This window comes from Candidatus Krumholzibacteriota bacterium (assembly GCA_034520215.1).
Classification (GTDB): Bacteria; Krumholzibacteriota; Krumholzibacteriia; order Krumholzibacteriales; family WJIX01; genus JAGHBT01.
This window is the reverse complement of sequence record JAXHNR010000001.1, coordinates 499,561-523,281: the sequence shown is the minus strand read 5'-3', so window position 1 is coordinate 523,281 and position 23,721 is coordinate 499,561. Positions and strand designations below refer to the sequence as shown.

The 23,721-nt window shown below is 43.4% G+C and carries 20 protein-coding genes; 4 read left to right on the top strand and 16 right to left on the bottom strand.

The window, feature by feature from the left end:
* Positions 1 to 8 precede the first annotated feature (8 nt).
* Positions 9 to 2,195, top strand: a complete 2,187-nt coding sequence (locus tag U5O15_02160) for a Gldg family protein (protein MDZ7859468.1) — start codon at positions 9 to 11, stop codon at positions 2,193 to 2,195.
* Between the two features lie 20 nt (positions 2,196 to 2,215).
* Positions 2,216 to 3,163, top strand: coding sequence for a DUF4340 domain-containing protein (locus U5O15_02155; protein MDZ7859467.1), 948 nt, complete (start codon positions 2,216 to 2,218; stop codon positions 3,161 to 3,163).
* A gap of 26 nt (positions 3,164 to 3,189) precedes the next feature.
* On the opposite strand, the gene U5O15_02150 is transcribed toward U5O15_02155, so the two are convergent.
* The 12 genes from U5O15_02150 to U5O15_02095 form a co-directional block, all read right to left on the bottom strand.
* Positions 3,190 to 4,044 carry an SMP-30/gluconolactonase/LRE family protein gene (locus U5O15_02150; protein ID MDZ7859466.1) on the bottom strand — a complete coding sequence of 285 codons (855 nt, stop codon included), beginning with the start codon at positions 4,042 to 4,044 and terminating at the stop codon, positions 3,190 to 3,192.
* Between the two features lie 99 nt (positions 4,045 to 4,143).
* A complete protein-coding gene (locus U5O15_02145; GenBank protein MDZ7859465.1) occupies positions 4,144 to 5,283 on the bottom strand; it encodes a saccharopine dehydrogenase C-terminal domain-containing protein in 1,140 nt (379 codons plus the stop codon).
* A 40-nt stretch (positions 5,284 to 5,323) separates the two neighbouring features.
* Positions 5,324 to 7,021, bottom strand: a complete 1,698-nt coding sequence (locus tag U5O15_02140; GenBank protein ID MDZ7859464.1) for a T9SS type A sorting domain-containing protein — start codon at positions 7,019 to 7,021, stop codon at positions 5,324 to 5,326.
* A 404-nt stretch (positions 7,022 to 7,425) separates the two neighbouring features.
* Entirely contained in the window at positions 7,426 to 8,268 is an 843-nt protein-coding gene (locus U5O15_02135) for an EamA family transporter (GenBank protein MDZ7859463.1), read from the bottom strand.
* On the bottom strand, positions 8,265 to 9,875 hold the full coding sequence (locus U5O15_02130) for a M2 family metallopeptidase (GenBank protein MDZ7859462.1): 1,611 nt from the start codon (positions 9,873 to 9,875) through the stop codon (positions 8,265 to 8,267). Before U5O15_02130 ends, U5O15_02135 begins: the two co-directional genes overlap by 4 nt.
* Before the next feature lie 186 nt (positions 9,876 to 10,061).
* Entirely contained in the window at positions 10,062 to 11,408 is a 1,347-nt protein-coding gene (locus tag U5O15_02125; protein ID MDZ7859461.1) for an FAD-dependent oxidoreductase, read from the bottom strand.
* Positions 11,409 to 11,557: 149 nt separating this feature from the next.
* Positions 11,558 to 12,937 carry an ABC transporter ATP-binding protein gene (locus tag U5O15_02120; GenBank protein MDZ7859460.1) on the bottom strand — a complete coding sequence of 460 codons (1,380 nt, stop codon included), beginning with the start codon at positions 12,935 to 12,937 and terminating at the stop codon, positions 11,558 to 11,560.
* Entirely contained in the window at positions 12,934 to 13,701 is a 768-nt protein-coding gene (locus U5O15_02115) for a tetratricopeptide repeat protein (GenBank protein MDZ7859459.1), read from the bottom strand. Before U5O15_02115 ends, U5O15_02120 begins: the two co-directional genes overlap by 4 nt.
* 19 nt (positions 13,702 to 13,720) lie before the next feature.
* A complete protein-coding gene (larC, locus tag U5O15_02110) occupies positions 13,721 to 14,947 on the bottom strand; it encodes a nickel pincer cofactor biosynthesis protein LarC (protein MDZ7859458.1) in 1,227 nt (408 codons plus the stop codon).
* A 101-nt stretch (positions 14,948 to 15,048) separates the two neighbouring features.
* The gene (gene larB, locus U5O15_02105; protein ID MDZ7859457.1) at positions 15,049 to 15,813 is read right to left on the bottom strand and encodes a nickel pincer cofactor biosynthesis protein LarB; all 765 of its coding nucleotides are present in this window, start codon (positions 15,811 to 15,813) and stop codon (positions 15,049 to 15,051) included.
* A complete protein-coding gene (locus tag U5O15_02100; GenBank protein ID MDZ7859456.1) occupies positions 15,800 to 16,885 on the bottom strand; it encodes a tRNA-dihydrouridine synthase in 1,086 nt (361 codons plus the stop codon). Before U5O15_02100 ends, larB begins: the two co-directional genes overlap by 14 nt.
* A 44-nt stretch (positions 16,886 to 16,929) precedes the next feature.
* A complete protein-coding gene (locus U5O15_02095) occupies positions 16,930 to 17,751 on the bottom strand; it encodes a hypothetical protein (GenBank protein ID MDZ7859455.1) in 822 nt (273 codons plus the stop codon).
* 130 nt (positions 17,752 to 17,881) lie between these two features.
* On the opposite strand from U5O15_02095, the gene U5O15_02090 reads away from it, so the two are divergent.
* Both U5O15_02090 and U5O15_02085 read left to right on the top strand, forming a co-directional pair.
* Positions 17,882 to 18,757 (top strand): alpha/beta hydrolase, encoded by an 876-nt coding sequence (locus U5O15_02090; protein MDZ7859454.1) that lies wholly within the window; start codon positions 17,882 to 17,884, stop codon positions 18,755 to 18,757.
* A complete protein-coding gene (locus U5O15_02085; GenBank protein ID MDZ7859453.1) occupies positions 18,754 to 19,158 on the top strand; it encodes a hypothetical protein in 405 nt (134 codons plus the stop codon). Before U5O15_02090 ends, U5O15_02085 begins: the two co-directional genes overlap by 4 nt.
* Positions 19,159 to 19,191: 33 nt before the next feature.
* On the opposite strand, the gene U5O15_02080 is transcribed toward U5O15_02085, so the two are convergent.
* The 4 genes from U5O15_02080 to U5O15_02065 all read right to left on the bottom strand — a co-directional run bounded on the left by U5O15_02080 (position 19,192) and on the right by U5O15_02065 (position 23,663).
* The gene (locus U5O15_02080) at positions 19,192 to 19,857 is read right to left on the bottom strand and encodes an MtnX-like HAD-IB family phosphatase (protein MDZ7859452.1); all 666 of its coding nucleotides are present in this window, start codon (positions 19,855 to 19,857) and stop codon (positions 19,192 to 19,194) included.
* Entirely contained in the window at positions 19,854 to 21,446 is a 1,593-nt protein-coding gene (locus tag U5O15_02075; protein ID MDZ7859451.1) for a S41 family peptidase, read from the bottom strand. Before U5O15_02075 ends, U5O15_02080 begins: the two co-directional genes overlap by 4 nt.
* A gap of 182 nt (positions 21,447 to 21,628) precedes the next feature.
* Positions 21,629 to 22,276: a dTMP kinase gene (tmk, locus tag U5O15_02070; protein MDZ7859450.1), complete on the bottom strand. Its 648-nt coding sequence runs from the start codon at positions 22,274 to 22,276 to the stop codon at positions 21,629 to 21,631.
* A 10-nt stretch (positions 22,277 to 22,286) separates the two neighbouring features.
* Positions 22,287 to 23,663: an MATE family efflux transporter gene (locus U5O15_02065; GenBank protein ID MDZ7859449.1), complete on the bottom strand. Its 1,377-nt coding sequence runs from the start codon at positions 23,661 to 23,663 to the stop codon at positions 22,287 to 22,289.
* Positions 23,664 to 23,721: the final 58 nt, after the last annotated feature.

The following is a 23,721-nucleotide window of genomic DNA, read 5'->3' as shown; positions in this document are numbered from 1 at the left end:
GGGAAGTAATGAGTAGAAATATAAAAACGGGCAAATACTTCAAATTTTTAGTTTACGTAGTAATAGTAATTCTGATTAATTTAGCGGGGATTACAATCTTTTCCAGAGTTGATCTTACATCGGGAAAGATATATTCACTTTCTGAGGCCAGCAAAGAAGCCGTAAAAACACTTTCCGAACCACTAACCGTAAATGTTTTCTTTACAAGGGACCTTCCAGCTCCTCACAACAACACAAGACGTTACCTTCGTGACATGCTGGAGGAGTATTCTGTTAATTCAAACAAGTATTTCAACTATCGCTTCTACGATGTCAGCGTAAAAGAAGGTGATCTTAACGAAGAAAGCAGGAAGAATCAACAGCTAGCCCACAGCTACGGCATATACCCCGTACAGATCAAGAACATAGAACAGGACGAAGTACAGTTCAAAAAAGCATATATGGGGATAGCAATGGTTCATGGAGATATCATAGACAAAATACCTTCAATTACATCCACTGACGGACTGGAATACAAAATTACTTCGAAAATAGAGAAAATGAACGACAAGATAAGCGCTCTTCTCAATCTCGAAGAACAGATAACGGTCAGACTGTACTATTCCACATCTCTGGAAAAGATAGCTCCAGAGATCAATATGGAGGAACTGCCGCAAATACCGGAAAAGATTGAGTCTGCCCTGGAGAACCTGAACGACAAGTATTACTCAAGGCTGGATTTTGAAAAACGGAATCCAACCGAGGACTCTTCTCTCGAAGAAGAGGTGTCAAAATACAATGTGATGACCCTGAGATGGCCGGCGATTGAAGATAAATCGGGAAATACAACAATCGAAAAAGGCCACGGTTCAATCGGTATCGTCGTTATTAACGAAGGGAAATACGAAACAATAGAATTGATTAATGTTATGAACATGCCCATTTTCGGAACTCAATACCAACTCGCCGACCTAAGCACTATTGAGGAAACAATAAGTGAAGCTATTGATAACGTTATAGATATCAACAAGAAGATCGGTTATCTGACGAGCCACGGGTCAACCCCGCTTAAGGGAAATGGAACGAGCAGAACAAATTCACTTGATAATTTCAACTCTCTTCTTTCAGAAAGTTATTCTGTCTCTGAAGTGGATCTAAAGCAGAATGATATACCTAAGGGGATAGATTGTCTTATTATCGCCGGTCCTAAAGAAAATTTTTCCGAGTACGAACTCTTCGAAATAGATCAGTTCCTTATGAGTGGAAAATCTGTGGCTTTTTTCCTCGACCCCTTTGAACAAATTGAGCCATCCGGTAACCAGATGCAGAGAAGATACAACAACCGCCCCACCTATATGCCCATAAAGACCGGGCTGGGAAAGCTCTTATCAAACTATGGGGCACAAACAAGCAATTCTTATATTCTCGACGAGGAATGCTACGAGCAGAACATGCCCCGCAGATACGGCGGCGGAAAACAGAAAGTGTATTTCGCTCCTCTTATAAAAAACAAAAATATCAACAGCAACGTGGAATTCATGAAAAATATCAAGGCGTTAATCACACTTAAAGCATCGCCGGTGAACCCCCTTAAAGAACGGATAGAAGAAATTGGAGTCACGGAGAATATACTCTTTTCTTCCTCGGAAAGATCCTGGGAGATGAGCGAGGGAATTACTCTCAACCCCATGATGACACGCCCCCCGCAAGACCCTTCAAAATTCAGAAGCTATCCTCTAAGCCTGCTTCTGGAAGGAGAATTTCCGAGTTATTTTAAAAACAGAGAAATTCCAGAGAAACCGGCGGAAGAAAAAGAGGAAGGTGAAGAAGAATCCGGGGAAGAAACAACCGGAATCAACCCAACCGAACTAAGCAATGAGAAAACTTTTATTGCCGACGGAAAACCGGGCAAAATCTTTCTTACGGGGAGCTCAGAACTGCTGGCTAACAGCATAATCGATGAAACAGGCAAAGCTCCCAGCTCCACATTTGTAATGAATCTCATAGACAAACTCAACGGCAGAGAGGCATACGCGTCGATGAGAAGCAAACAGCAGAGGTTCAACCCGCTTGACGAAACATCTTCCGGTTCAAGAGCATTTGTAAAGACTTTCAACATAGCGGGACTACCTGTGCTTGTAATATTGTTCGGCATTATAATATGGATGCGGCGTGAATCGAAGAAACGTAATATTCAAAGGATTTTTGAGAAATAAAAAATGGAGGGAAACCGGAAATGAAATTTAAAAAGGAATATGTTGGTCTCGTAGTAATTATAGCCGCCCTGGTTCTATATCTATCCCTCAGGGATACTGATAAAATAAATTACACTCTTCCGGCAGTAGAACCTTTGGAGAAATCAGAGATATCGAAGATCATCATAAATAAGAAGGATACTAAAATCACTCTAGCAGAAAATGACGGCAGCTGGTTAATCAAACCGCAGAATTATGCCGCGGACAAGCAAGAGGTAGACCGTTTATTAAAAGAATTTTCCGATTTCAGGCTGACAGAGATGGTATCGGAGGCGGAATTATACTCGCGCTACGGTTTCGAGGAAGACAACAAAATCCATCTTCAGGCCTTCACCGGTGAAAATATAAAAAGAGATTTTTATATCGGCAAGGCCGCTTCAACTAAACGTCATACTTACGTTATGCTTAAGGACAACACAAAGATTTACGAAGCCAGAAACAACATCAGGAATATATTTGACAAAACTATCGACGAACTTCGAGACAAAAATGTCCTGAGTTTTGAAGCTACCTCGGTTAGAGGTTTAACTATAAAGACCGGGGATAAATCAATCGAATTTGAGAAAAGCGCTGTGCCTCAACCTGTAACTCCCGGTGAACAGAAAGAGTCCCCTCCACATGAACCGGAAGTAACATGGAGAACAACAGAGGGCAAAACAGGAAAGCCGGAAGTTATTAAACAGATATTCAGAACCCTCTCAACTCTCCAGTGCAACAGCTATATAGATGGGAAAATAAAGTCCAATTTCACAGATCCCGTTTATACAATCACTGTAAACGGGAACGAAACACACACACTTTCCATATTCAAGAAGAGGGATGACGGTAAATATCCCGCGATTTCATCCGGAAGCGATTATCCGTTCCTTCTAACCGAATGGAAAGCCAAACAGATAATGAAAGAACCGGAAGAGTTTATAGTCGACTAACTTGATCCTGATTTCTATGATTCATATCACTTACCGGCTTCATCCAGACTATATGCCATGATCCTGTTATCTGAAAATGTTGGAACAAGGAGAAGGTTCTTCTCGGCAATATAGTCAATGTCTGCTGAATTGATTCCCGCTTCGGATGTATCTATCAGTACCTTAAGTTCTCCCTTTCTGTCAATTCTGCTTGTCTTCCCTCTCCAGTCGGAAAGAATAAACCCTCCCTTTCCGTCAACCACCAAACCGTCAATACCAAACCCCGGCTGAGCGACAGTGCTGATCTCTGAAGTCTCAAGATCTACCGCTTTCAGTGTCCCGTCACCACTGCTCCCTACAAAAAGGGTGCCCTTGTTGATAAAAAGACCATTGGGATTCTTTATTTTATCATCCTTAATCCAGACCTTTATATCCTTCCCGCGCAGCCGGTATATCGCGCTCACTTTCGAAGAGGAATCGGAAACATATATGTTGCCAGCGGTATCAACTGCGACATCATTTAAGAATTCCGCCGCGGGGGCTTTATACCTGTTCATTATCTTCCCGCTTCCGATATCTATTTCCACAACTTCATCGATATCGGCAAGGTACAACTTACCTTCATAAATCGCCATACCCTTGGGCGCGTTTAAAGATGTAATCCATCTTGAAACTTTCACCTCACCGTCGGTATTTAATTTCGAAACAAAACCGTTCCCGTCACGTGCTGTCGGCCTGCCGTTTATGTTAGAAACATAGATTGCATTTCTCACTTGATCGTATTTTACAGATTCGGGAGTCTTAAACTCTCTCGATGTAGCCCACCGTTTATTGACACTCCCCACTTCGCCGCCGCATGATGAAATCAGAAGAAACACCAGAAATAGTGTAACTTTTTTCATATCTGCCCTTTCTCTAAATCCTGTCTTATATTATTTTAAACAGTTTCTCAAGATACTGCTGATAAATGCTTTGCCCCCTTGGTTCATCAAGAAAGAATCTTATTTCAGTATCTCGATATTCTCCTTATATACGACACCCCGTTCTTTAAGCCCTTTAAGCATGAAATCAACACACCGCTGGCTCTTGCCGATATACTCAGGAGGGGAAACACCTTCTCTGTCATAAAGCCCCTCGGCAACCATCCTTGCCGCTACTGTAGCCGTGTATCCAGTCACACGCGCCATAGAATGAACATCAGACTCTTCGTCATATCTGTCATACAAGTTGTAAACATACCTCACGTTCCGGTCATCTTTTTTCCCTTCAACGATAACCTTCATGACTGTAATATCGACCTGGCCGCTTTTAAGTTCCCACATTGGAAAAAGCAGTTTAGACGTGAAATCTATAGGTCTGATATTCACCCCTTTGATTTTCAGCGGTTCCTTGCTGAAAAATCCGGTTTCTCTCAATACCTTCATCTTATCTATGTGACCGGGGTATCGAAGTGTTTTCTCTTTCATATAAGGGGCGTCAATAGTCCTCGCCAGAGTTCTAAGTCCGTCACTGTTAAAGGCCTCAAGGGTTCCAATCTCCGGAAAATCGATATATTCCGGATCAGAAAGAGCGGGTTTAGTAACAAGGACATCATTTTCAACATACCTGGCGGGCCGGGTATATTCTTCTATTACGTCAACAGGTGAAAAAACCGCTTTGTACTCATAAGGCCACTTCCTCAACTCCGGCAGCCCGCCCACGTATATTTCGCAATTTTCTGTTTCATCCAATAAATGATCCACGTAACCTATTAATATATTACTCATCCCGGGAGCCACGCCGCAGTCCATTATGGCCACAGAGTTTCTTCTCTTCGCGAGCTCATCAAGCTGAAAAGGGTCTTCAGGGAAAAACGCGATATCTATAACATTCTTTCCTGCCAGCAGTACCGCTTCAAATGTACGATATCCCATAAATCCGGGAACCGCGTTCACCACCATATCATAATCTGAAACAAGACTTTTAACCTCAGCCGGATCGGAAAGGTCCCTCTTAATCCTGGAAATAAAGAGAGATCTGTCAATGCTATCCAATGCTGATTCATTGATATCAGCAACTGTGATCTCAAAACCTGATTCAGCGGCAAGGTCCTCGGCCATTGGTCCTCCCACTAGTCCCGCTCCCAGGACAATAATCTGCATTTTTTCCTCCATGTGTAATATGCCTGTAAAACCAAAACGATTATTTTAACAATATCATCTTTCGAGAAAGCTCCTTCCGGCCGAATCTTAACCTGCAGAAGTAAACTCCCGAGCATACCGGGTTACCGGCCATATCCTTACCATTCCACACAACAGATTTATTACTTCCTCCATTCTGTGCGCGATCTACAAGACATTTGACGAACCTTCCAGCCGCATCATAGATATCCAGCGTAACCTTTCCTCTCTCAGGTAAATCATAAACAATAGTAGTTGAGGGATTAAATGGATTCGGATAACTCTGATGAAGAGCAAACGGCACCTGTGGAATAGATATTCTCTCTGTCTCAAAGAGAATTTTATAACAGTTTCCGTCTTCGATTCCCACACGGTAAAAATATGTTTCCCCCGCTCTGCAATCGGCATCCTCGAATGTGTATATCAAATCATAGACCTTTATCTTTAGGGGCTGAATTCTCTCTAAATTTCCTTCCGGAAATTGCCCCCTGTAAACTGCGAATTCTGAAATATCAACAGCTTCAGACAGTTTCCATTCTACTTTGATCGTTTCATTAGAGAAAACCGCAGAATATTCCTGAACTAGAGTAGGGACAAGATGGGTATAGAAAAGATATATTCCGCTGCCGGCCATTGCCGCGAATATATTATCATCAGATAGGGAAATTGCCATAGCTTCATCGCTTGTGTCGTAATACCCCGCTTCGAACGGGTTTTCAGGATCGGTTATTTCTATCACGCGAAGTCCGCCAGATCTGTCAGCTACATACGCGAAATTGCCGTCTAAGGCCACATCCCAAGCCCTGTCCGCGGTCATAATAAATCCGACCTCTTTCAGGCTATCGGGAACGCTGATATCAATTACACGAAGACCGCACTCAAAATAAGCGACATAGGCGAAGTTCCCGTCAAGAGCCACGCCACAGGCATAACAGGGATAGTCGCCTGTATCAAAAAACCCCGCTTCGTAGAGGCTGTCCGGGTTGCTTATATCGATCACCCTCAGACCTTCCAAGCCATCAGCTACGTAAGCGTAATCACCTCTTACAACAACCTCTATGGCATAACCGTTAGTACCAAATAAACCAACCTCCACTAATCTGTAGGGATCGCTGACATCTATCACCCTTAAGCCGGAATTCACATCTGCCACATAGGCGAAATCATCGTTTACCGCCACACCACTCGCTCCGTCAGTGCTTAAGAAATCTGTTTCAAAAAGGGTGTCCGGATCACTGATATCAATCACATGAAGCCCGTTATTATCAACAACGACATAGGCATAATTACCGTTTAATGCTATATCCTTTATCAGCCCTCCAACGGTAATTTCCTCGATTTTAACGGGAAGAGGGGGATTTGTGAAATCTACTTTTACAAGAGTTGAATCATCCCCGAAGTAAACGGTGTCTCCCCTCGCCGCGGCTGATTCACACCCGCCGACTGTATCCCATATTCCCCGCAGATCCACGTTTTCACTTTCTCCGTCAGCTTGAGGCTTTTCATTTTCAATCCCGTTTTGCGAGAGAAAAAGCCGCGTAGAAGAAACCATTTTACCCTTTTCATCCAAATACTGTCGCGATATTTCTTTCGCGTTTGCGGGGGCTATTTTCATATCCCCGGTCGATAAATCTTGCGCTTGAATGTCAGCTGAATATAAAAAGAAGGCAAAAAAGAGTGGAATAATAAGACATATCGTCCTTATTTCAATTTTGCTCATAACATTCGCCTCCCGGGCTTACCGTACAACTATTCAGGAAACAAACTGTCTTATAAATCATTAAATTTTAAAATATGCAACTTAAGAGCACTATATCAGAAAGACACCAGAGGCTCAAGACGTAAAAGATCCTGGAGTTTCCAGTTGATTGAATATGTCAAAACCGCTGTCGATTCCCCCGGCGAGGTAATCGCAGCTCCCACCTCGGGTTCGCTCTTTCTGCCCCTGCGGGGCCAGAAATCCTTGCCCGCTCACCCTCCGGAGGGTTTTGACAAATTCAATCAACTGTCACATGGTATCCATAATACTCATTCCACTTGTCCACCGCGCTAATTTATTTATTGATATACTGTTATCCAATTTATTGTTCAATCTTTGGGGAAGATGCTGGTAAAAGATCCCGCCTACATTGGAAGAAGAACAATGGCAATCGCGGCGAGCGCCAGCCCGGCTACAGCAATAAACCCTAGACGCTCTTTCCAGACCGCAAACCCGAACAGACTAGAAACAAGAATAACTGTAAGATTCACAAATGGAAAAGCCTGTGACGCCGGAATCGTCTGAAGAGCCTTGAGAATAAATACCGTACTGAAAAGATTCGGGGCTCCGAGGAAGAGACCCAGCGCGAGAGTGCCGTAGTCGAAGTGTATGCGTTTTACCCAGATAATGATCCATACTATGATCGCGGCTACGGTAAAGAGAATCCATGTAAAGAGAAGTCTTTCAATATCGGGCGAGAGCTCTCTAAAAGCCTTGAGCAGCAGATCTCCCGCTCCCATCACAAAGAAAAGAGAAACAATAACAAACCAGTACCTTTCACCCGCCTGGTTCTTTGAATTTTCTCCGGAAAGCCCTATGCCGAATAGAATGATCGCTATCATCCCCAGTCCGATCCCGCTCCACTGATATAGACCGGGCTGTTCTCCCCACAGCAGAATCGAAGCTGTTATGGGAACGGCTACAGAAAGCCGCATTACTGTCACGGGGACTGCCAAAGGCCCTCTGGAAATCCCGGAAAGCAGCAGAAGAAAACCCAACACAAAATCAACTCCGGCGCCTACCCCCAGACTTAATGTCTTCATCCCCGGCCAGCGTATCTCCCCCTTTAGAAGAATCACTGAAAGAATGGAGGCAACCACATAATTTGCCCCTATAAGCAGAAGTCTGTTTCCGCCTCTTACTTCATTTACTTTAAGAATCAGGGCTATGGCAATCGAGCAGCCGGCCGCGGACAATAACCAGATCAACTCTTCTCCTCTCTAAAATATGACATGAGATAATCAGCCTTCAAAGGTTCTCCCACGGCATTTTCTATAAGTTCATTCCAGCTTACAAGATTGCCCGTCCTGTAAACTGAATCAATAAAAAATTCGCTCACATCCTTATTCCCGTAAATAGAACCCTTTTTCCCGGAAGTTTGACCGATGATATTATTTTCTACGTAATGACGGAACTGCGCCGCGATAAGTTCACCCAACATATAATTATGGTAATAGACGGGACTTGTAACGATATGAATCTTAGTCGCCCAATCAGGCATATCTCTTCCGGGAGGAGGAGTTATAAACTGATATTCACCGACTATATCCCGCCATATTGAGTTCAAGTCGCTTCGAGGATTTATGTACATTTCCCTCTCAAACCTGAACATGACCTGACACCAGCGGGCAAACACAAGCAGTCTGGCGCTGTTTGCTCTGCCTGCCTGAGAACTTATCTTTTCTGCTTCTTTACCACTCAAAACCAGGGCGCTCTTCATCCACAACGGGTCTCTTGCTAATCCTCCGAAAAACATAGCCGAAGCTTCTGTCATGCAGATATGAGGATATATTCTAAGTAGATAGGGGAGAGAACTGCCGACATACTTATCATAAACCGCGTGACCGAGTTCATGAAGAATCGTATCGGTCCATTTCGCGTTATCTTTAATATTGCAGAGAACACGGATATCACCGGCGCGATCGATGTCAGTACAGAAAGCGTGCGGCGACTTCCCCTCCCGTTCGTAAAGATCACTTCTATCTAAAATATAACGGACATTCATTCCAATGCTGTCATAAAATTCTCTGGCTATCTCAGCGGGCATCTTACCTGAGTAATATTTATCAAAATCCATACTAAACAAACTCGGAAGCTCCTGAAAATAGAGATCCTCATAATGCCAGGGCATAATCTGATCCTCTGTAATTCTGTAAAGCTCGGCTGTTCTGCAATCTAATTCATCCTTAACTCTCCTGAACGGTTCACGCGTAATCCTTTCAAGCCTGTCGAAGAGTTCTATAAGATTACCTTCATCCTGCTCGTTAAGATAGAGGGACATGGAGTAGAAATTATCAAATCCCGCCTTAGCTGCGGCCTCATTTCGAAGCTCAACAAGTTTGATAAGATCCTCTTCAATCAGTTTTCCAACCCTTTTATGGCTTTCCCAGGCGAGCTGTCTTTTCTTGCTGTTTCTTTCTGTTAAAAGCATATCAGTCACATCATTATGGGAGAATTTCTTTCCGTCAAGCTCGGCTCTGAAGAGATTGAACTTCCGTTCCAGCTCGGAGGAGAGCTTTGTAATACCGGCAAGGAATGATAAATCGGTCTGCCCGCCGAGATACCGCAGATAAAGAATATCTCCGATTCTGGAAAAAAGGCTATTCTCGAAATCTCCGCTCTCTTTTACTCTCTCTACAAACGCAAAATCCTCTCTGTTTGCGTAAACCTCCTCAAGCTTAAAGCGCAAACGGGATAAATCATCAAAGTATTTTTTAGCGCCCGTAACAGACCCCTTCCAGTGGGCAAGCGCTATTTTCTTTTCAAGGGGTTTGATGACATTCTCATGTTCTACGACAAATTCTCTGAAATTCATTATCCCTCTTTAGAAACTATTTTCTCTTAATACTTATTTAAGAATATACCCCTGGATTGAATATCAACGGCGCCGGAATTTTCCTTAAACCTTACGACTTCAACCCGTTTAAAAATAGATTGAGCCGCAAGCAGACTTGTGACTCAATCTGTAATACTGTCCTTTTTTTTTGTATAAAACGATCTATTATTTACCCATCTTTCTTAAGGCGTTCTTGGCCGCGTCAACGATAGGGTACGTTGTGGGCGACGATGTCAACAGAGGATGTGTTCCAAATTGCAATGTCGCAAGATCTGTCGCTGTCATCTTATTCTGAATCGCTACTCCGAATATATTAACCATCTCACCCGCTGATTTGCCTGATACCACTTGTGCGCCCAGCAGGATTCCGCTCGGTCCCGCGAAGACGAGTTTTACGTATTGAAGAGAGCTGTCGCTGAAACAGCCGGGATGGCGGTCGCGTGATTTGGCTTCTCCAACAACTATTTCAAAACCTTCAGCTATTGAAGATTTTTCTATCATGCCGGCGGATCCTAACGACACACCCTCTATAGATGTAGAGAATATAGCTATATTACCCTTCTTCTCCCTTACCATCTTTAAACCAAAGAGGTTTCCTCCCGCTATCCTCGCTTCAAAAGTAGCGGTTGAAGCCAGCATTAATTTTGAAGGCTTTCTAGTGAAAAAACATTTATGCTCGACGCAATCTCCTGCCGCGAATACATCTTTTACCGATGTTCTCATATATTCATCAACCCATATCCCTCCGGTAATCCCCATGTGAAGACCGGCCTCCAGAGCTAGCTGGGCGTTCGCTTTATATCCAATAGAGAGAATCACAGCGTCGGCCTCTATGACAGTTGAATCTTCAAGTTCAACCCCTGATACCTTTCCGTTTTCATTTGAAATCCTTTTAACCCTGCTGGAAGTCATAATATCTATCCCGTTATCAGACATAGCCTTAGCTGCGTAGTCAGAGACATCCTTATCAAAGGCCAACGGCAACACACCATCAAGAGCCTCAACCAATGTTACCTTTTCGACCTCTTTTCTGAGCTCATCACTCATCTCCATACCGATAAAACCAGCGCCAATTACGACAAGATTCTTTGACCCCTTTAATTCCGGCTGAGCTTTTTTAATATACTCATAATCCTTGGGAATTGAATATACACCATCTGATTTTGCCCCTTCAATCGGAGGTATTACAGGAGTTGATCCCGTAGCAAAAACAAGTTTGTTATACTTAATTTCTTTTCCGCGCTTTGTTTTAACCCTTTTGTCTTCAGTATCGACGCTTACAACTTCATCAATAAGAAATTCGATACCCAGCTTCTTGGGGCCCTCTATACCCATAACACCATCGTCAACACTTTTTAATGTGGAAAATGTGTACGGAATGCTGCAGGGAATCAGAGAAATTTCCTCTTTCCTTATTACAAGAACGCTCTTTTCAGGATAATCAAGCTTCGCGGTTTTAGCTGAAATAATGCCGGCCGCGGAGCCGCCTATAACGACTATATCGTACTTCATAAAAACTCCTTTGAGCAGGATATATGCAATAATTTAATACTCTGAAAAGTTAGTTTATAATAACATAATACAAATTTTCAGTTTATAATCAAATACTTTCGATTAGACTCTTTGTATCTGCAGATATGAAAGCTGCTTCTCTATATTACTTAAAGCTGAATAACCCTTTCAGTAACAGCGTCTAAAAACTCCCATTCGTGAGAAACAATTACCGATGTCGTCTCTTTCGAATCCTTAAAGCTGCCTAGGGCTGATATAAGCCTCCTTCTCGAATTGCCGTCAAGAAAGAGAGCGGGCTCATCGAAAAGATATAACTGTGCCCTGAAAACAAGAACCGAGGCTATCGCGCAGAGCCTCTTTTCACCCTGAGATAAATGAAACGGATTCCTCTCTCTGAAACTGTCGTATTCAAGACCCACTGTCTCAAGAGCGCGCTTTACAGCTTCGGTCGAACCATTATTTCCTTTGAAAGACCTGTATCCTAACGATACCTCTTCTTGAACGCTTGGCGAGAAAAAGGCCTCTTCAGGTGACTGAAAAAGAACGGCCACCCTTCCGGGCTGAAAATCACCCGCAGAAGAGACATCTTTTCCCAACACTTCTACCCGACCTTTCCGGGCGGAGAGCAATCCGGCACACGCCATAAGAAGCGTTGTTTTCCCGGACCCGTTCGGCCCTGTTATTCCAACGGCCTCGCCCTTTTTTATACAAAGATCCTCAATCCGAAGCAGAAAATCTCCTTCTCCGGGTGAAATAACAGCTTCCTTGATATTAACAACATCCTCAATACCTGTGCCGGCTTCAAGCTCCGGAGACTTATCCCTTCGGTAAAGCTTTTTTTCTGCCGGTCCGGAAGAAACTCCCGCGATCAAATCCTCACTCCCGATATCCTTAAAATCCTCCGGTGTGCCATCAAAGAAAACCCTTCCCTCTCTTAGATAAACCACTCTGTTCGCCCGGGGTGTTTCATCAGGACTCAGGGTTGCCCATAATACGGTTATTTTCCTTTTATAAAATAAGTCTTCAACCAGTTTTATAAAATTATCCTTCTCCGCGCTGTCGAGAAAGGAAAGGGGTTCATCAAGAATAAGGTGACCCGGGTTTAACACCCACACAGAGGCAAGAAGAAGCCTCTGTTTTTCTCCGCCGGAAAGTGTATGGGGATTCCTTGTCACAAGGCCTTTAAGAGCAAACGCCGCCGCTGCTTCATTGAAACGTCTTTTCTTCTCAATAGCGCTTAATTTGAGATTTTCCATGCCGAAGAGGATCTCCCTCTCGACAGTAGTTGTAATAAACTGACTGTCGGGATTCTGCATAGCTATTCCGGTTGTAACTGCCGTCTTAGAATCAACAAACAGGTTTCCTTCAGTCGGTTCCCGCAATCCCGCCGCCAGACGGCACAGGGTACTCTTGCCCGAACCGTTACCCCCTGCCAGAACGACCCAGTTGCCGTCTTCAATCCTTAAGTCCAAGGGACCAATAACTTTCCTGCCATTTATTGTAAGAGAGAGATTCTCCAGACGGATCAATTGCCTTCCCCTCCGGACTGCCTTATGGCGTCAAGGTGAGAACGAGCATTATCCGCCCAGTCACTTGAGGAGTCAAGTTCAAGATACCTCTGCCACATTTCTTCAGCTTTGTTCTTGTCGCCTTCTTTTTCGTAGATTACCGCAAGAGAATAAATTGATTTCAAATGCGATGAATCAATATCAAGAACTCTTCGGAAGGTCCGCTTAGCATCTTCAATTTCGCCGGTATGAAAGAGGGAATTGCCGAGAGCAAAAAGATATTCAGGGTTATCCTTTACTCGAACGGACAGATCGCGAAGCACCACAATTGCATTCTTATGAAGCCCCAACCTCTGATAGGTAACTCCGAGATTAAAAGAAGCATCATAGAGAGATCTGTCCAGTTTCAAAACCTTCTGAAAATTATTGATAGCTTCCGCGTAATTTCCTTCAGAGACAAGCTTTAGGCCCGTATTATACCTTCTGGAAGCTTCCAGATCATCCTCTATAGCGTCAATGTCATCTTCCGAAAGAGGCACTCTTACACCTGAGCCGGGTCTGGGATTATCACCTTTTTCCGACCCGTTATAAAGCGCGAGCGCCTCTGCCCTTTCAGGCTCCTTATAAAAATCATCAGCAATGGATTTCCACGTTTCTCCCTCCGTTACTCTGTGAGTTACAACTTTTCTGACAGATTCTTCCGGAATAATATGCCCCTTTTTTTCGGCGCAGCAAACAAGCAGAATCAAAGAGAAAAACAAACCTGCGGTTATCTTTCTTTTCATTATTCTTCCCTTGGCCTTCCTATCTGTCTTCTCTCTCTTGCTCCACACGTTTCAACCTTTCTGAAGCACTCTGACGGGCTTCCCTGTAAACCTTTTCAAGGGGAACCTTCCGGGCAAGGGCCGCCTCTTTACACGATTCATATTCCGGTGTAAAATCAACCGAACCGTCCGGGAATTTCCTGAATTTTATCTCAATACCGCCAAATGCTGTCTTGACCGATTCAACCCATCTGTCAAGCTCTATACGTTTTTCACTCGTTATCCTTATCCCGAAAGTAGTGGTTTCCTTAAAAACAGCTTGATAAATATCTTCTGCCGCGTCTTGAAGGCACAATACTGTTACTTTAATCCCAGGGCGGCCCTTCTTCATCATAACTCCCGTGAAATATACCTCAAGTGCGCCAAGCTCAAATAACTTTTCCCTGAGGTACTGCAGAATCTCAGGGTTCATGTCGTCAATTGTTGTTCTTATAACCGCTATTTCACTACTACTACTGCCCGCTTCCCCGACTTCAATTACCCTGAGCAGGCCCGGCCCCCCGTTGTACTCTCTCGTACCGGAAGAATACACAACTCTTTTGAGTATTACAGGAAGAGAAGGAGAAAGGGGCTCAGCCAATACCTTCAATATCGCTGCGCCTGAAGGGGTGATTATTTCCGCGTCTCTCTCTGTCATCTCAACTTCTTCACCTCTTAGAATCTCAAGGGTTGCCGGAGCCGGAACGGGAAGAACTCCGTGAGCGATCGATATAGAACCGCTTCCGAGCCTGAATCTTCTACGATATATTTTTGGAAAGCCGAGAAGATAGAGCCCGGCGACAGAACCCACTATATCGACGATAGAATCTACCGCTCCGACTTCGTGAAAATGAACTTCCTCAGCTTTTTTGCCGTGAACCTTTCCCTCCGCCTCGGCAATAATCTTAAAGATATCTACTGCCGGAGATTTAATTGAAGGGTCAATATTCGAATCATTTATCATTGATAAAATATCACTGAAGTTTCGAGCAGAAGGCTCAGAATCACTTACAACACTTGTTCTTCTGGTAGTTATCCCTCTTGAAATAACACTTTCTGTTATTATTCTGAAAGGTTCAAGGCCGGGCAGTTTAGCTACAATTCGCCTGACTTTCTCCGGATCCGCTCCAAGCTCGAAGATACATCCGAGAAACATATCACCGCTCATACCCTCTGAGGGATCAACCAGAAGTGTATCAATCTCTGTCTTTTCTAAATTCGCATTCATCTTTTTTCCTCAACTCTACTAAATTCCGGAAGGAGTAACCGTCAAAATGAACAATTTCCTTCTTATTGATATATTTACTACTATTTTTCTTTTAACTCAATCTATCTCTTGTCTTTGTTGTATATTCCGCGGCATATTAGAGCGGCTGAAAAAGCAGCTCCATATCCATTGTCGATGTTTACAACCGACACTCCTCCCGCGCAGCTGTTGAGCATCGTAAGAAGCGCGGACAGTCCATCGAAACTGGCTCCATAACCTATACTGGTCGGCACGGCTATAACCGGCGCACTGATCATCCCGGCCACAACACTGGCAAGAGCTCCCTCCATACCCGCCACAACTATAATTACATCAGCTTTACGTATCTCTTCGAGAGATGAAATGAACCGGTGTATGCCGGCAACACCGACATCGTAGAATCTATCTACAGCACAGCCGAAAAAGAGCGCAGAGAGAGCCGCTTCTTCACAGACGGGCATGTCAGACGTTCCGCCGGATACTATCGCGACTTTTCCATTTTTCTCGACAGGGACCCTCCGGACAGTGAACAGCTTCGCGTCGTGATGGTATTCAGCGTCCGGCAATGAAGGGGAAATATTTTCAAACTGCTTGTCACTGCATCTTGTCGCAAGCAGGTTAGCTCCGCTCTCTAGAATTCCCCTCGCTATTCTTACAATCTGATCCGCTCTTTTACCCTGACAAAAAATTACTTCGGGGAAACCTCTTCTCAGCTCTCTGTGATGATCTATCCTGGCGAAATTAATATCTTCAAAAGGCAACACTTTCAACCGTTCCAAGGCGTCCGAAACGGAAATTTTTCCTTTGGCTACTCTTTCAAGAAGCCCTTTCAGATCATTCTCCTTCATTTACTCTTATCTCCTCCCTGAGCTCGTCAAGAATAGCAAGAACATCGCTTAAGCTTTCCGAATGAGAAAGCCTTTCTCTATAATCTTTCATTCCCCTATAATCCCGGATATACGATCTATAACACTTTCGCATCTGAAGAATTGCCGTACGCTCACCCTTAAGGTCAACTTCCATTCTTATAAAACGCTGCAGAATATCAATTTTGTCCAGAAAATCCGACGGTGCTTTCCGCCGGGGCATCGACCAGTTCTCTCCGGATGATTTGATCCCATCATTCTTATTGTCCATGCCGAAAGAATATTTCGCTTTCTCTTTGATCTGCGCGAAAATCCAAGGTCTCCCCACAGCTCCTCTGCCAATCATCACAATATCGCATCCCGTCTTATCGACAATATTCTTATATCCCTCGAAATCACAAACATCTCCGTTAGCAATAACCGGAATATCCAATTCTTCTCTCAGTCTGGCAATATGAAACCAATTAGCTTCTCCGGAAAAACCCTGCGATCTATAGCGGGGGTGAAGCGTTACAGCGGAAATTCCCGATTCCTGAAGCACATTACCCGCTTCTATATAATTTTCATCAGCCCGATCCCAGCCGCTTCTTATTTTTGCCGTTACAGCAAGCGGATCTACTCTAGTTACAACCTCACGGGCGATCTTTCCCATCAAACTCAAATCACGCATAATGCCGGCCCCTCCGTTTTTCCGCACGACTTTCTTTACGGGGCACCCAAAGTTCATATCTATAAAAGCCGGGTTGTCAGCTGCTGCTATTTCAGCCGCTTCAGCCATAGATAAAGGGTCGGATCCAAAAAGCTGGACTCCCACGGGGCCTTCCCGGTCCTTTCTCGAAGTCAGCTTTTCCGTTTTTGAAGCTCTCCTCATCAGCCCTTCCGCGCTTACCATTTCAGTCACGGCAAAGTCCGCCCCGAATTCAAAACAGAGCAGCCTGAATGCCGCGTCAGAGTATCCGGCCAGAGGCGCTAGACAAAGAGCTGGTCCTGTGAAAAGTTCTCTCATAATATCTTGATTAGAACACGGCCGGCAATCGTAATTCTCGACCTCCATTAAAACAACGAGTTATCGTCCCGATAAAATACAATTCTAAAAAATTATAAGCTGTGCGGGATCAGGTATAATCCCACAGTAATAATAGAACAAATAATGACGGCATAAGCATAGTTATTCTTTCCTATAATATCTCGGTCGCGCCCGAGACCGAAGAAAGAGCCGCGCACAAGAAGAGCCGCAATCAGCCAGCAAACAAAAATGATCTGTGTTTTATTGTCCGTAATATCAAACCCGAACGGGAACCCTTCCCAGACGGGACCGAACCTTTGATAATTTAATATAAAACCGAGAGGCCAACCTCCTATAAAGAGGCATATTATTCCGGCTCTCATCATCCTGATAGTATAACTGATCCCCTCTCCGGAAAACAATATCGCCAAAGATCCCAGGAAAGATGTAATTATAAAGAAAAAAGAGAGGAACATAAATACTATATGCAGCAGAACAACGGTTTTTGAATATTCACCTTTATATTTTACAGTATAGAAGGATTCATCATCGGGAACACGCAGAATTTCTTCCCCTCTACGGTTCAGTTTAAAAAAGTATTTTAGTTTTTCTCCCTTGCCGAGCGAAGGCAAATCGGCTTTCCATATCCCCGAATCCTCCTTCCGCATACGCAGGATCTTCTCCTCGTTATCTCCATGTACGTATGCAAGATTCACGGATAGACTTTCAGAAGACAGCGCTTTTATCTTAACGGCAGGATTTCCCATCCCTACATGCTCAAACACCGTAGAATGTTCTACCCTGACTCCCTTTTTTTCCAGTTCCACGTGAACGGAATTGTTTTTAGAGATCTTCCTCGCGATAAAGAAGATAACAATAGTCAACAAAAAAGCTATGATAACGCGTCTGGCCATACTTGCCTCCATTTCTTCAACCCGAATAACATGATATTCCAAAATCGAATCAAAAGCAAGTATGGCATTATAGTTGATTGCGTGAATCTCTTTACATATTTTCTAATAAGCTAATAGAATATTTATTAATATGAATTCAGAAGAGACCGATATGTCTAAAATATGCCGGCTGGAAAAGGAGATTCAAATTGATAACTGCGACTGCCCTCCAGTTTATGCTGACATAAGAACAGCGGATCCGGAGAGAGAACTTCCCGTTATTATCCTTTGCCACGGTTTTCTGGGATATAAAAGGTGGGGTTGGTTACCTTTTATTTCCCGCCGTATTTCCGAGAGAGGATTCCATACTCTCACCATAAGCTTTTCGATGAATGGGACAGACGAAAAAACCGGCAGGATAACAAAACCGGACGAATTCGCCCGCAATACATTTACAAGAGAAGTTCATGATCTGGAGAATACACTTTCCTTTATCAGGAAGGGAAAACTCCCGATACCTGCTAATCTCAAAAGATGGGGACTTTTCGGGCACAGCCGCGGCGGGGCTGTCTGCATAATAACCGCCGGTCGTTTCAAAGAGGTTAAATCCCTTGTCACATGGTCAACTCCCCCATCTTTGGACCGCTACACTGACAGACGCAAAAAGAAATGGGCGGAATCGGGCAGACTTGCTTTTCAAAATTCAAGAGCGGATTGGCCGCTCTATATGAATTATTCCTTCTACGAAGATGTCGCCTCAAACCGCGAAAAATACGACCTTCCGGCAAAAGCATCAAAATTGCGAATACCTCACCTTATAATACACGGAGAACAGGATGCCGCAGTTAGCTTGAAAGAAGCTGAAAGATTTACTAAATTAAATAGAGTTGATAGAATTAGATTTTATAGGATTGAGGGATGCGGCCACACATTCGGAGTGAAACATCCCATGATCAGACCTACTAAAGAGCTTCTGTTAAGTCTGGATAAAACAGAGGAATGGTTAGTTGAAACTGTCCCTGAATGAAGGGTTTTATTATGAACAAGAAACTGATTATCATGATAACGGCCGCTTTGTCTGTTGTACTCGTACTATTTCTATTGAAAGGATTTATTTCTAAACAGATATACATGAGGCAGGTGAACGAATTAGCCGAAAAAGTCCCTGCCGGCGAGAGGACAAACTACAAGGAGGACCTGCGTTACACGATGAATAAATTATGGTCTTCCCGCCAGGAGAATCTTACCACACAAAATGATCTTAACGAGGTGTTGGACCGTCTTAAAGCTCTCAACCGGAAAGAAACTGTTACAAGAAATGAAATTTTTGACTTTATCGATTATGTAAGTGACATATATACAACGGCGATAATCAAAAAGAACAACGAATCATCCCGCTCGGAGGAAACTGTAATATTCTCAGATTGAATCCGGACCGCTATTAAACTCTTATTTAAGCAATCAGATTCTGATTCTCCTTGAAAACTCCTGCTCTACATCTCTGAAATTCGTAAACGGTATATGTTCGATCTTTTTATCCTCACAGTAGCCGAGAAGTTCGGTCTTCGCGAATACAATATCGGAATATTCAGCGGGGCAACGGTCACTGTACCCGTTACCCACATAAACAATAAAAAACCCTTTTTCACGCAGGTCTTCAACATGTTTTCTCTTGCAATTTCCGCACATCTGGCAATTCATGGAATTATAGTAGGGGAAAGTGACAGTTTTTATTTCTCCATTATCATGAACGAGGTGATTGGCTTTAAAATCTAAAAATCCCAGACCGGATTTCATAAGCAGGTAATCTATATAATAATCGAGTCCATCGCTTAAAATTTCAATCTCATATCCGCATGTATTACAGTAATCGACAAAATCCTTAAAGTAGGGATCCAATGCCTCCCCGCCGGCAAAGGCTTTAAGTTCTCTCGTATTCGCCGGTAAAATCATTTCTATTTCTTCGGCTAAACATTCCCTGGAACTTATCAGGCCAATCTTCCACTCTTCAAGAAGCTTTTCCCGTCTATCTTTATCAGAAACATATTTACCGAAGAACTCGTGCCCTATATCTCTCTTCGCTATTGTTCCGTCAAAATCGCAAACAACCGCAATTCTATCAATCACTTATCATTACCCCCATCACTATCCTCATCCCTTCCAGCAACATTAGATTTCTCTTTAACATATTTGAACATCTCGCTGAGAGAATCATTGGATTTAAACATTTTCATCACTTTCTGAAAATCTTCATCTTCTGGAAGTGCCGCTATATAAGCCCCCTCAGTTCCCATTACTTTTCTAAATACCTCCCGCTTTATACCGGTCTTTACAAACTCTATATTCTCTTCAGTCCAATCTTCGTCGGTAACCTCAATATCCTTTGATTTTATAAATTCCTTGAAATCGGATATAACATTCCGGTCAACAACGAAGTCATTATTTACATCATTGTAAGCCGCATAGTGTACGGCGAAGGAAAAGAACACCCCTCTGATAAGGAGTTCACGCTGCAGATCAGTAACGTCCGGTAATTCAAACTTCCAGTCAGGAGTTATTCCTCCACCGCCGTATACAATTCTCCCTGCGTTTGTGAAGAATTCCTCCTTTACCTCCCCTTCTTTTATTTCTCCAACTACCTCTCCATCCCTGTTCCTCTTTTTATGTATACACCTTCCGCTCGGAGTAAAATAGTGCTGAGTCGTAAGTTTAAGAGCCGTGGAATCACCTATTGGGAAAACGCTCTGCACCGAACCCTTTCCAAAGGTCGTCTGACCGACGACAACAGCTCTGTCCCAATCCTGAAGGGCTCCGGCAACAATTTCCGAGGCAGAGGCACTTGAGCCGTTTACCATAACTACTACGGGATAAGAACCATGCAGATTCCTTCTATGTGATTTGTATTCCATATTATTTTCTTCAAACCTGCTCTTTGTTGAAACTATCATTCTATCCTTCTCGAGGAAAAGATCAGAAACCGAGTATGCCGATTTCAACAGCCCGCCCGGATTTGAGCGAAGATCCAGAATGACGCCTTTAATATTCTTATCTTCAAAATCTTTCAGTATGTCACTTAGAGTACCGGCGGTTTTCCGCGCGAATCTTGATATTCTTATATATCCGACACTGTCAACAATAGTCGAATAGTTAATACTCGGCACCTTTATTATTTCCCTGGTTATTGTAAATTGAAGCGAATCGGGCAGGCCTTCCCGCGCGACAGTAATACCTACCTTTGTACCCGGATCGCCGCGTAACTTGGATACGGCATCGTTGGAAGACCATCCCCTCGTAGATTCACCTTCTATTTGAACGATCCTGTCACCTCCCTGAATACCCAATCGGAAAGCGGGTGTGCCTTCTATGGGAGATATAACAGTCGGGAACTTATCCCTGACTGAGATTGTTATCCCCAATCCGCCGAACTTGCCTTTTGTGTGAATCATCAAATTCTGATAGGCAAGTTCATCGAGGTATACAGAATGCGGATCAAGCTCATCGAGCATACCGCCTATGGCCGCATCTATAAGCTCACCGAAGTCTTTCTCATCAATGTAATAATCCTGTATTTTTACAAGAACTTCCTGAAAGCGTTCAAGGTCCTTGAAAGCTTCATCCTTTTCCTTCTGAGTCCATTCACCGCCCCAAACTATGAACGCTCCGGCAATAACTAAGACAAGTATAGAAACTGAGAATGCCGCTTTTTTCCAGTTCAAAATAAACCTCCAAGGTACAATATATGTAAATCGACTTGAAACTCAGGAAATATTAAATAAAATAAGATATCAAATTCACACTTTTTATAAGTTAAACAAAATATAATCATTTACATGTTGAAATATAGCAATATATAAACCGTGAAATCAAATTATGTGAATAAATCAGGAATTCGAATTTATTAAATATTCACGGCAAAACGGTAGTTTATAACCCCTGATATTTCAAAAACAACAGAATTGATATCTTTAGAAGCATCAATTACTGTTACACGCTGCTTTTCTCCTTCCGCAATCCTCAGATATCCCTCTCTGACCCTTTTATGAAACTCAATATCTTCAAGTTCCAGACGGTCTCTGTGGCGAGCCCCTGTTTTTTCCCTCCGCTTTGGGCCCCTTCTAAAACCTTCCTCTACTGAAAGATCGAGAAGAAACGTAAGATCAGGTATTACAGCTCCGACGGTAAATATGTTAAGCTGATTTATAAATTCTTCCCCAATTCCGCGCGCCCAACCCTGATATGCCGTTGTGGCATCGAAATATCGATCACATAAAACAATTTTCCCGTCAGCGAGAGCCGGTTTTAAAACTTCATCTACAAGTTGAGCTCTGCTTGCCAGATAAAGCATCAATTCAGTTTTCTCGGACATATCAGTTTCCCGCGGATCCAGGAGAATTTTTCTTATATCCTCGGACAAATCGGTGCCGCCCGGCTCACGAGTCAGAAGTAAATTATATCCCGCTTTTTTAAATCGGCCCGCTATCAATGAAGCCACAGTTGATTTACCCGAGCCTTCGATACCTTCAAATGTAATAAAGAAAGGTTTCAATTCTAATCACTTACTTTCCGTTTTGTAGATCCGCTATCCTTTTGTGAAAACGTCTTTTCGCCATAAAAACCTTAAAGGTTTCATCTCCAAAAGCCGCTATCCACAATCCCACGAGTGACATAGAGAAAACAAATGCCAGCGTGTACCCCAGTATAACTTCAAAGAATAACACACCAATGAAGGCGAGATACATGGGGTATTTATTTTCACCAACCCCGCGCAGGCTGAAAGAATAAACAAAGGAGAGAACTTTGGGCAATTGTACAACAGCCACAATCTTAAACACCTTCGAGCACAAATCGAGAACCTTCTCATTCCTTGTGAATATCATGGCAAGGTGACGGGAACGGAAGAATATTATAGTTGAAATAATTAGAACGACTACCGCGGCAAACCAGAAAAATGTTCTGCTTGTATCTCTCGCGCTTTTATGCTTATCCGCCCCGTAAAGCTGACCTACGAGTGTAAGGGTTCCAATTCCAAAGGCCTGATAAAGAATCGAAAACAACCTCTGGTACGTAATGATCACGATTTGGGCGGCGGCGGCAACAGTTCCCAGCCTGTTACTGAACCCTATAACTATAGTCATTCCCGTCATCCACGCCAATTGTTCAAGTGTGATTGGAATGCCGGTTTTTATGATTGCTGATATGCTCTTTCCGTTAAAGCTTGTAAAATCACTCCACTTGAAGGTGAGGACACTTTGTCCCCGTAAGATTACGCTGAATGTCAGAATACATCCGACTGTATGTCCTATCCCCGCGGCAAGCGCGGCGCCCCGGACACCTAATTCAGGAAAAAAGTAATGTCCAAAAATCAGCACTATCGCCAGGGCAAGATGAATTCCGTTTACAAGAAGCCCGGTAATCATCGAAAGATGAGTATCGCCCGCGCCGCGGACTATACCTATCGCCACAAAATTCATAACTATTAAAGGAGCGAAAAAGGAAATCAACCTGAAATAATCTATTCCGATAGCAGTTACAGCTTCCGTAGCTCCCAGTACCGTGCTGAAAATAAATGGTGTGCCGAAATACCAGATTATCGCTATAAGGAAAGAGGGGATAAGGGCGGTAGAGAGAGCCTGCCCGAGAAAATGATTTGCTTCTTTAATCTTTTTCTCCCCAAGGAGTTTGTTTACAATAATTGTGGCGCCGAAAACGAATATAAGAAGTATCGTGCAGGTATAGAGGATTATCTGCACTACATTCCCCACAGCAGTTAGGGCGTCTACACCACTCGCGTTCAGACCGGGGTAAAACCTTTTCATAGAGTCAACGGCGATGTGCCCGACTAATGTGGTTTCAATTGTCCACATAACTATCTGAGCGCCTAGGTCCACTACGATTGGAACAGATGTTTTAAGGACACTTTTAAGATTCGTCACTATATATCCAATGCTGATTAACTAACAACTTGACTGCTGAAATTGATAAAGTTTCACA

Coding starts and splice junctions, on each gene's coding strand:
- U5O15_02160 (MDZ7859468.1), top strand. CDS start 9: ATGAGTAGAAATATAAAAACGGGCAAATACTTCAAATTTTTAGTTTAC.
- U5O15_02155 (MDZ7859467.1), top strand. CDS start 2,216: ATGAAATTTAAAAAGGAATATGTTGGTCTCGTAGTAATTATAGCCGCC.
- U5O15_02150 (MDZ7859466.1), bottom strand. CDS start 4,044: ATGAAAAAAGTTACACTATTTCTGGTGTTTCTTCTGATTTCATCATGC.
- U5O15_02145 (MDZ7859465.1), bottom strand. CDS start 5,283: ATGCAGATTATTGTCCTGGGAGCGGGACTAGTGGGAGGACCAATGGCC.
- U5O15_02140 (MDZ7859464.1), bottom strand. CDS start 7,021: ATGAGCAAAATTGAAATAAGGACGATATGTCTTATTATTCCACTCTTT.
- U5O15_02130 (MDZ7859462.1), bottom strand. CDS start 9,875: ATGAATTTCAGAGAATTTGTCGTAGAACATGAGAATGTCATCAAACCC.
- U5O15_02125 (MDZ7859461.1), bottom strand. CDS start 11,408: ATGAAGTACGATATAGTCGTTATAGGCGGCTCCGCGGCCGGCATTATT.
- U5O15_02115 (MDZ7859459.1), bottom strand. CDS start 13,701: ATGAAAAGAAAGATAACCGCAGGTTTGTTTTTCTCTTTGATTCTGCTT.
- larC (MDZ7859458.1), bottom strand. CDS start 14,947: ATGAATGCGAATTTAGAAAAGACAGAGATTGATACACTTCTGGTTGAT.
- larB (MDZ7859457.1), bottom strand. CDS start 15,813: ATGAAGGAGAATGATCTGAAAGGGCTTCTTGAAAGAGTAGCCAAAGGA.
- U5O15_02100 (MDZ7859456.1), bottom strand. CDS start 16,885: ATGGAGGTCGAGAATTACGATTGCCGGCCGTGTTCTAATCAAGATATT.
- U5O15_02095 (MDZ7859455.1), bottom strand. CDS start 17,751: ATGGCCAGACGCGTTATCATAGCTTTTTTGTTGACTATTGTTATCTTC.
- U5O15_02090 (MDZ7859454.1), top strand. CDS start 17,882: ATGAATTCAGAAGAGACCGATATGTCTAAAATATGCCGGCTGGAAAAG.
- U5O15_02085 (MDZ7859453.1), top strand. CDS start 18,754: ATGAAGGGTTTTATTATGAACAAGAAACTGATTATCATGATAACGGCC.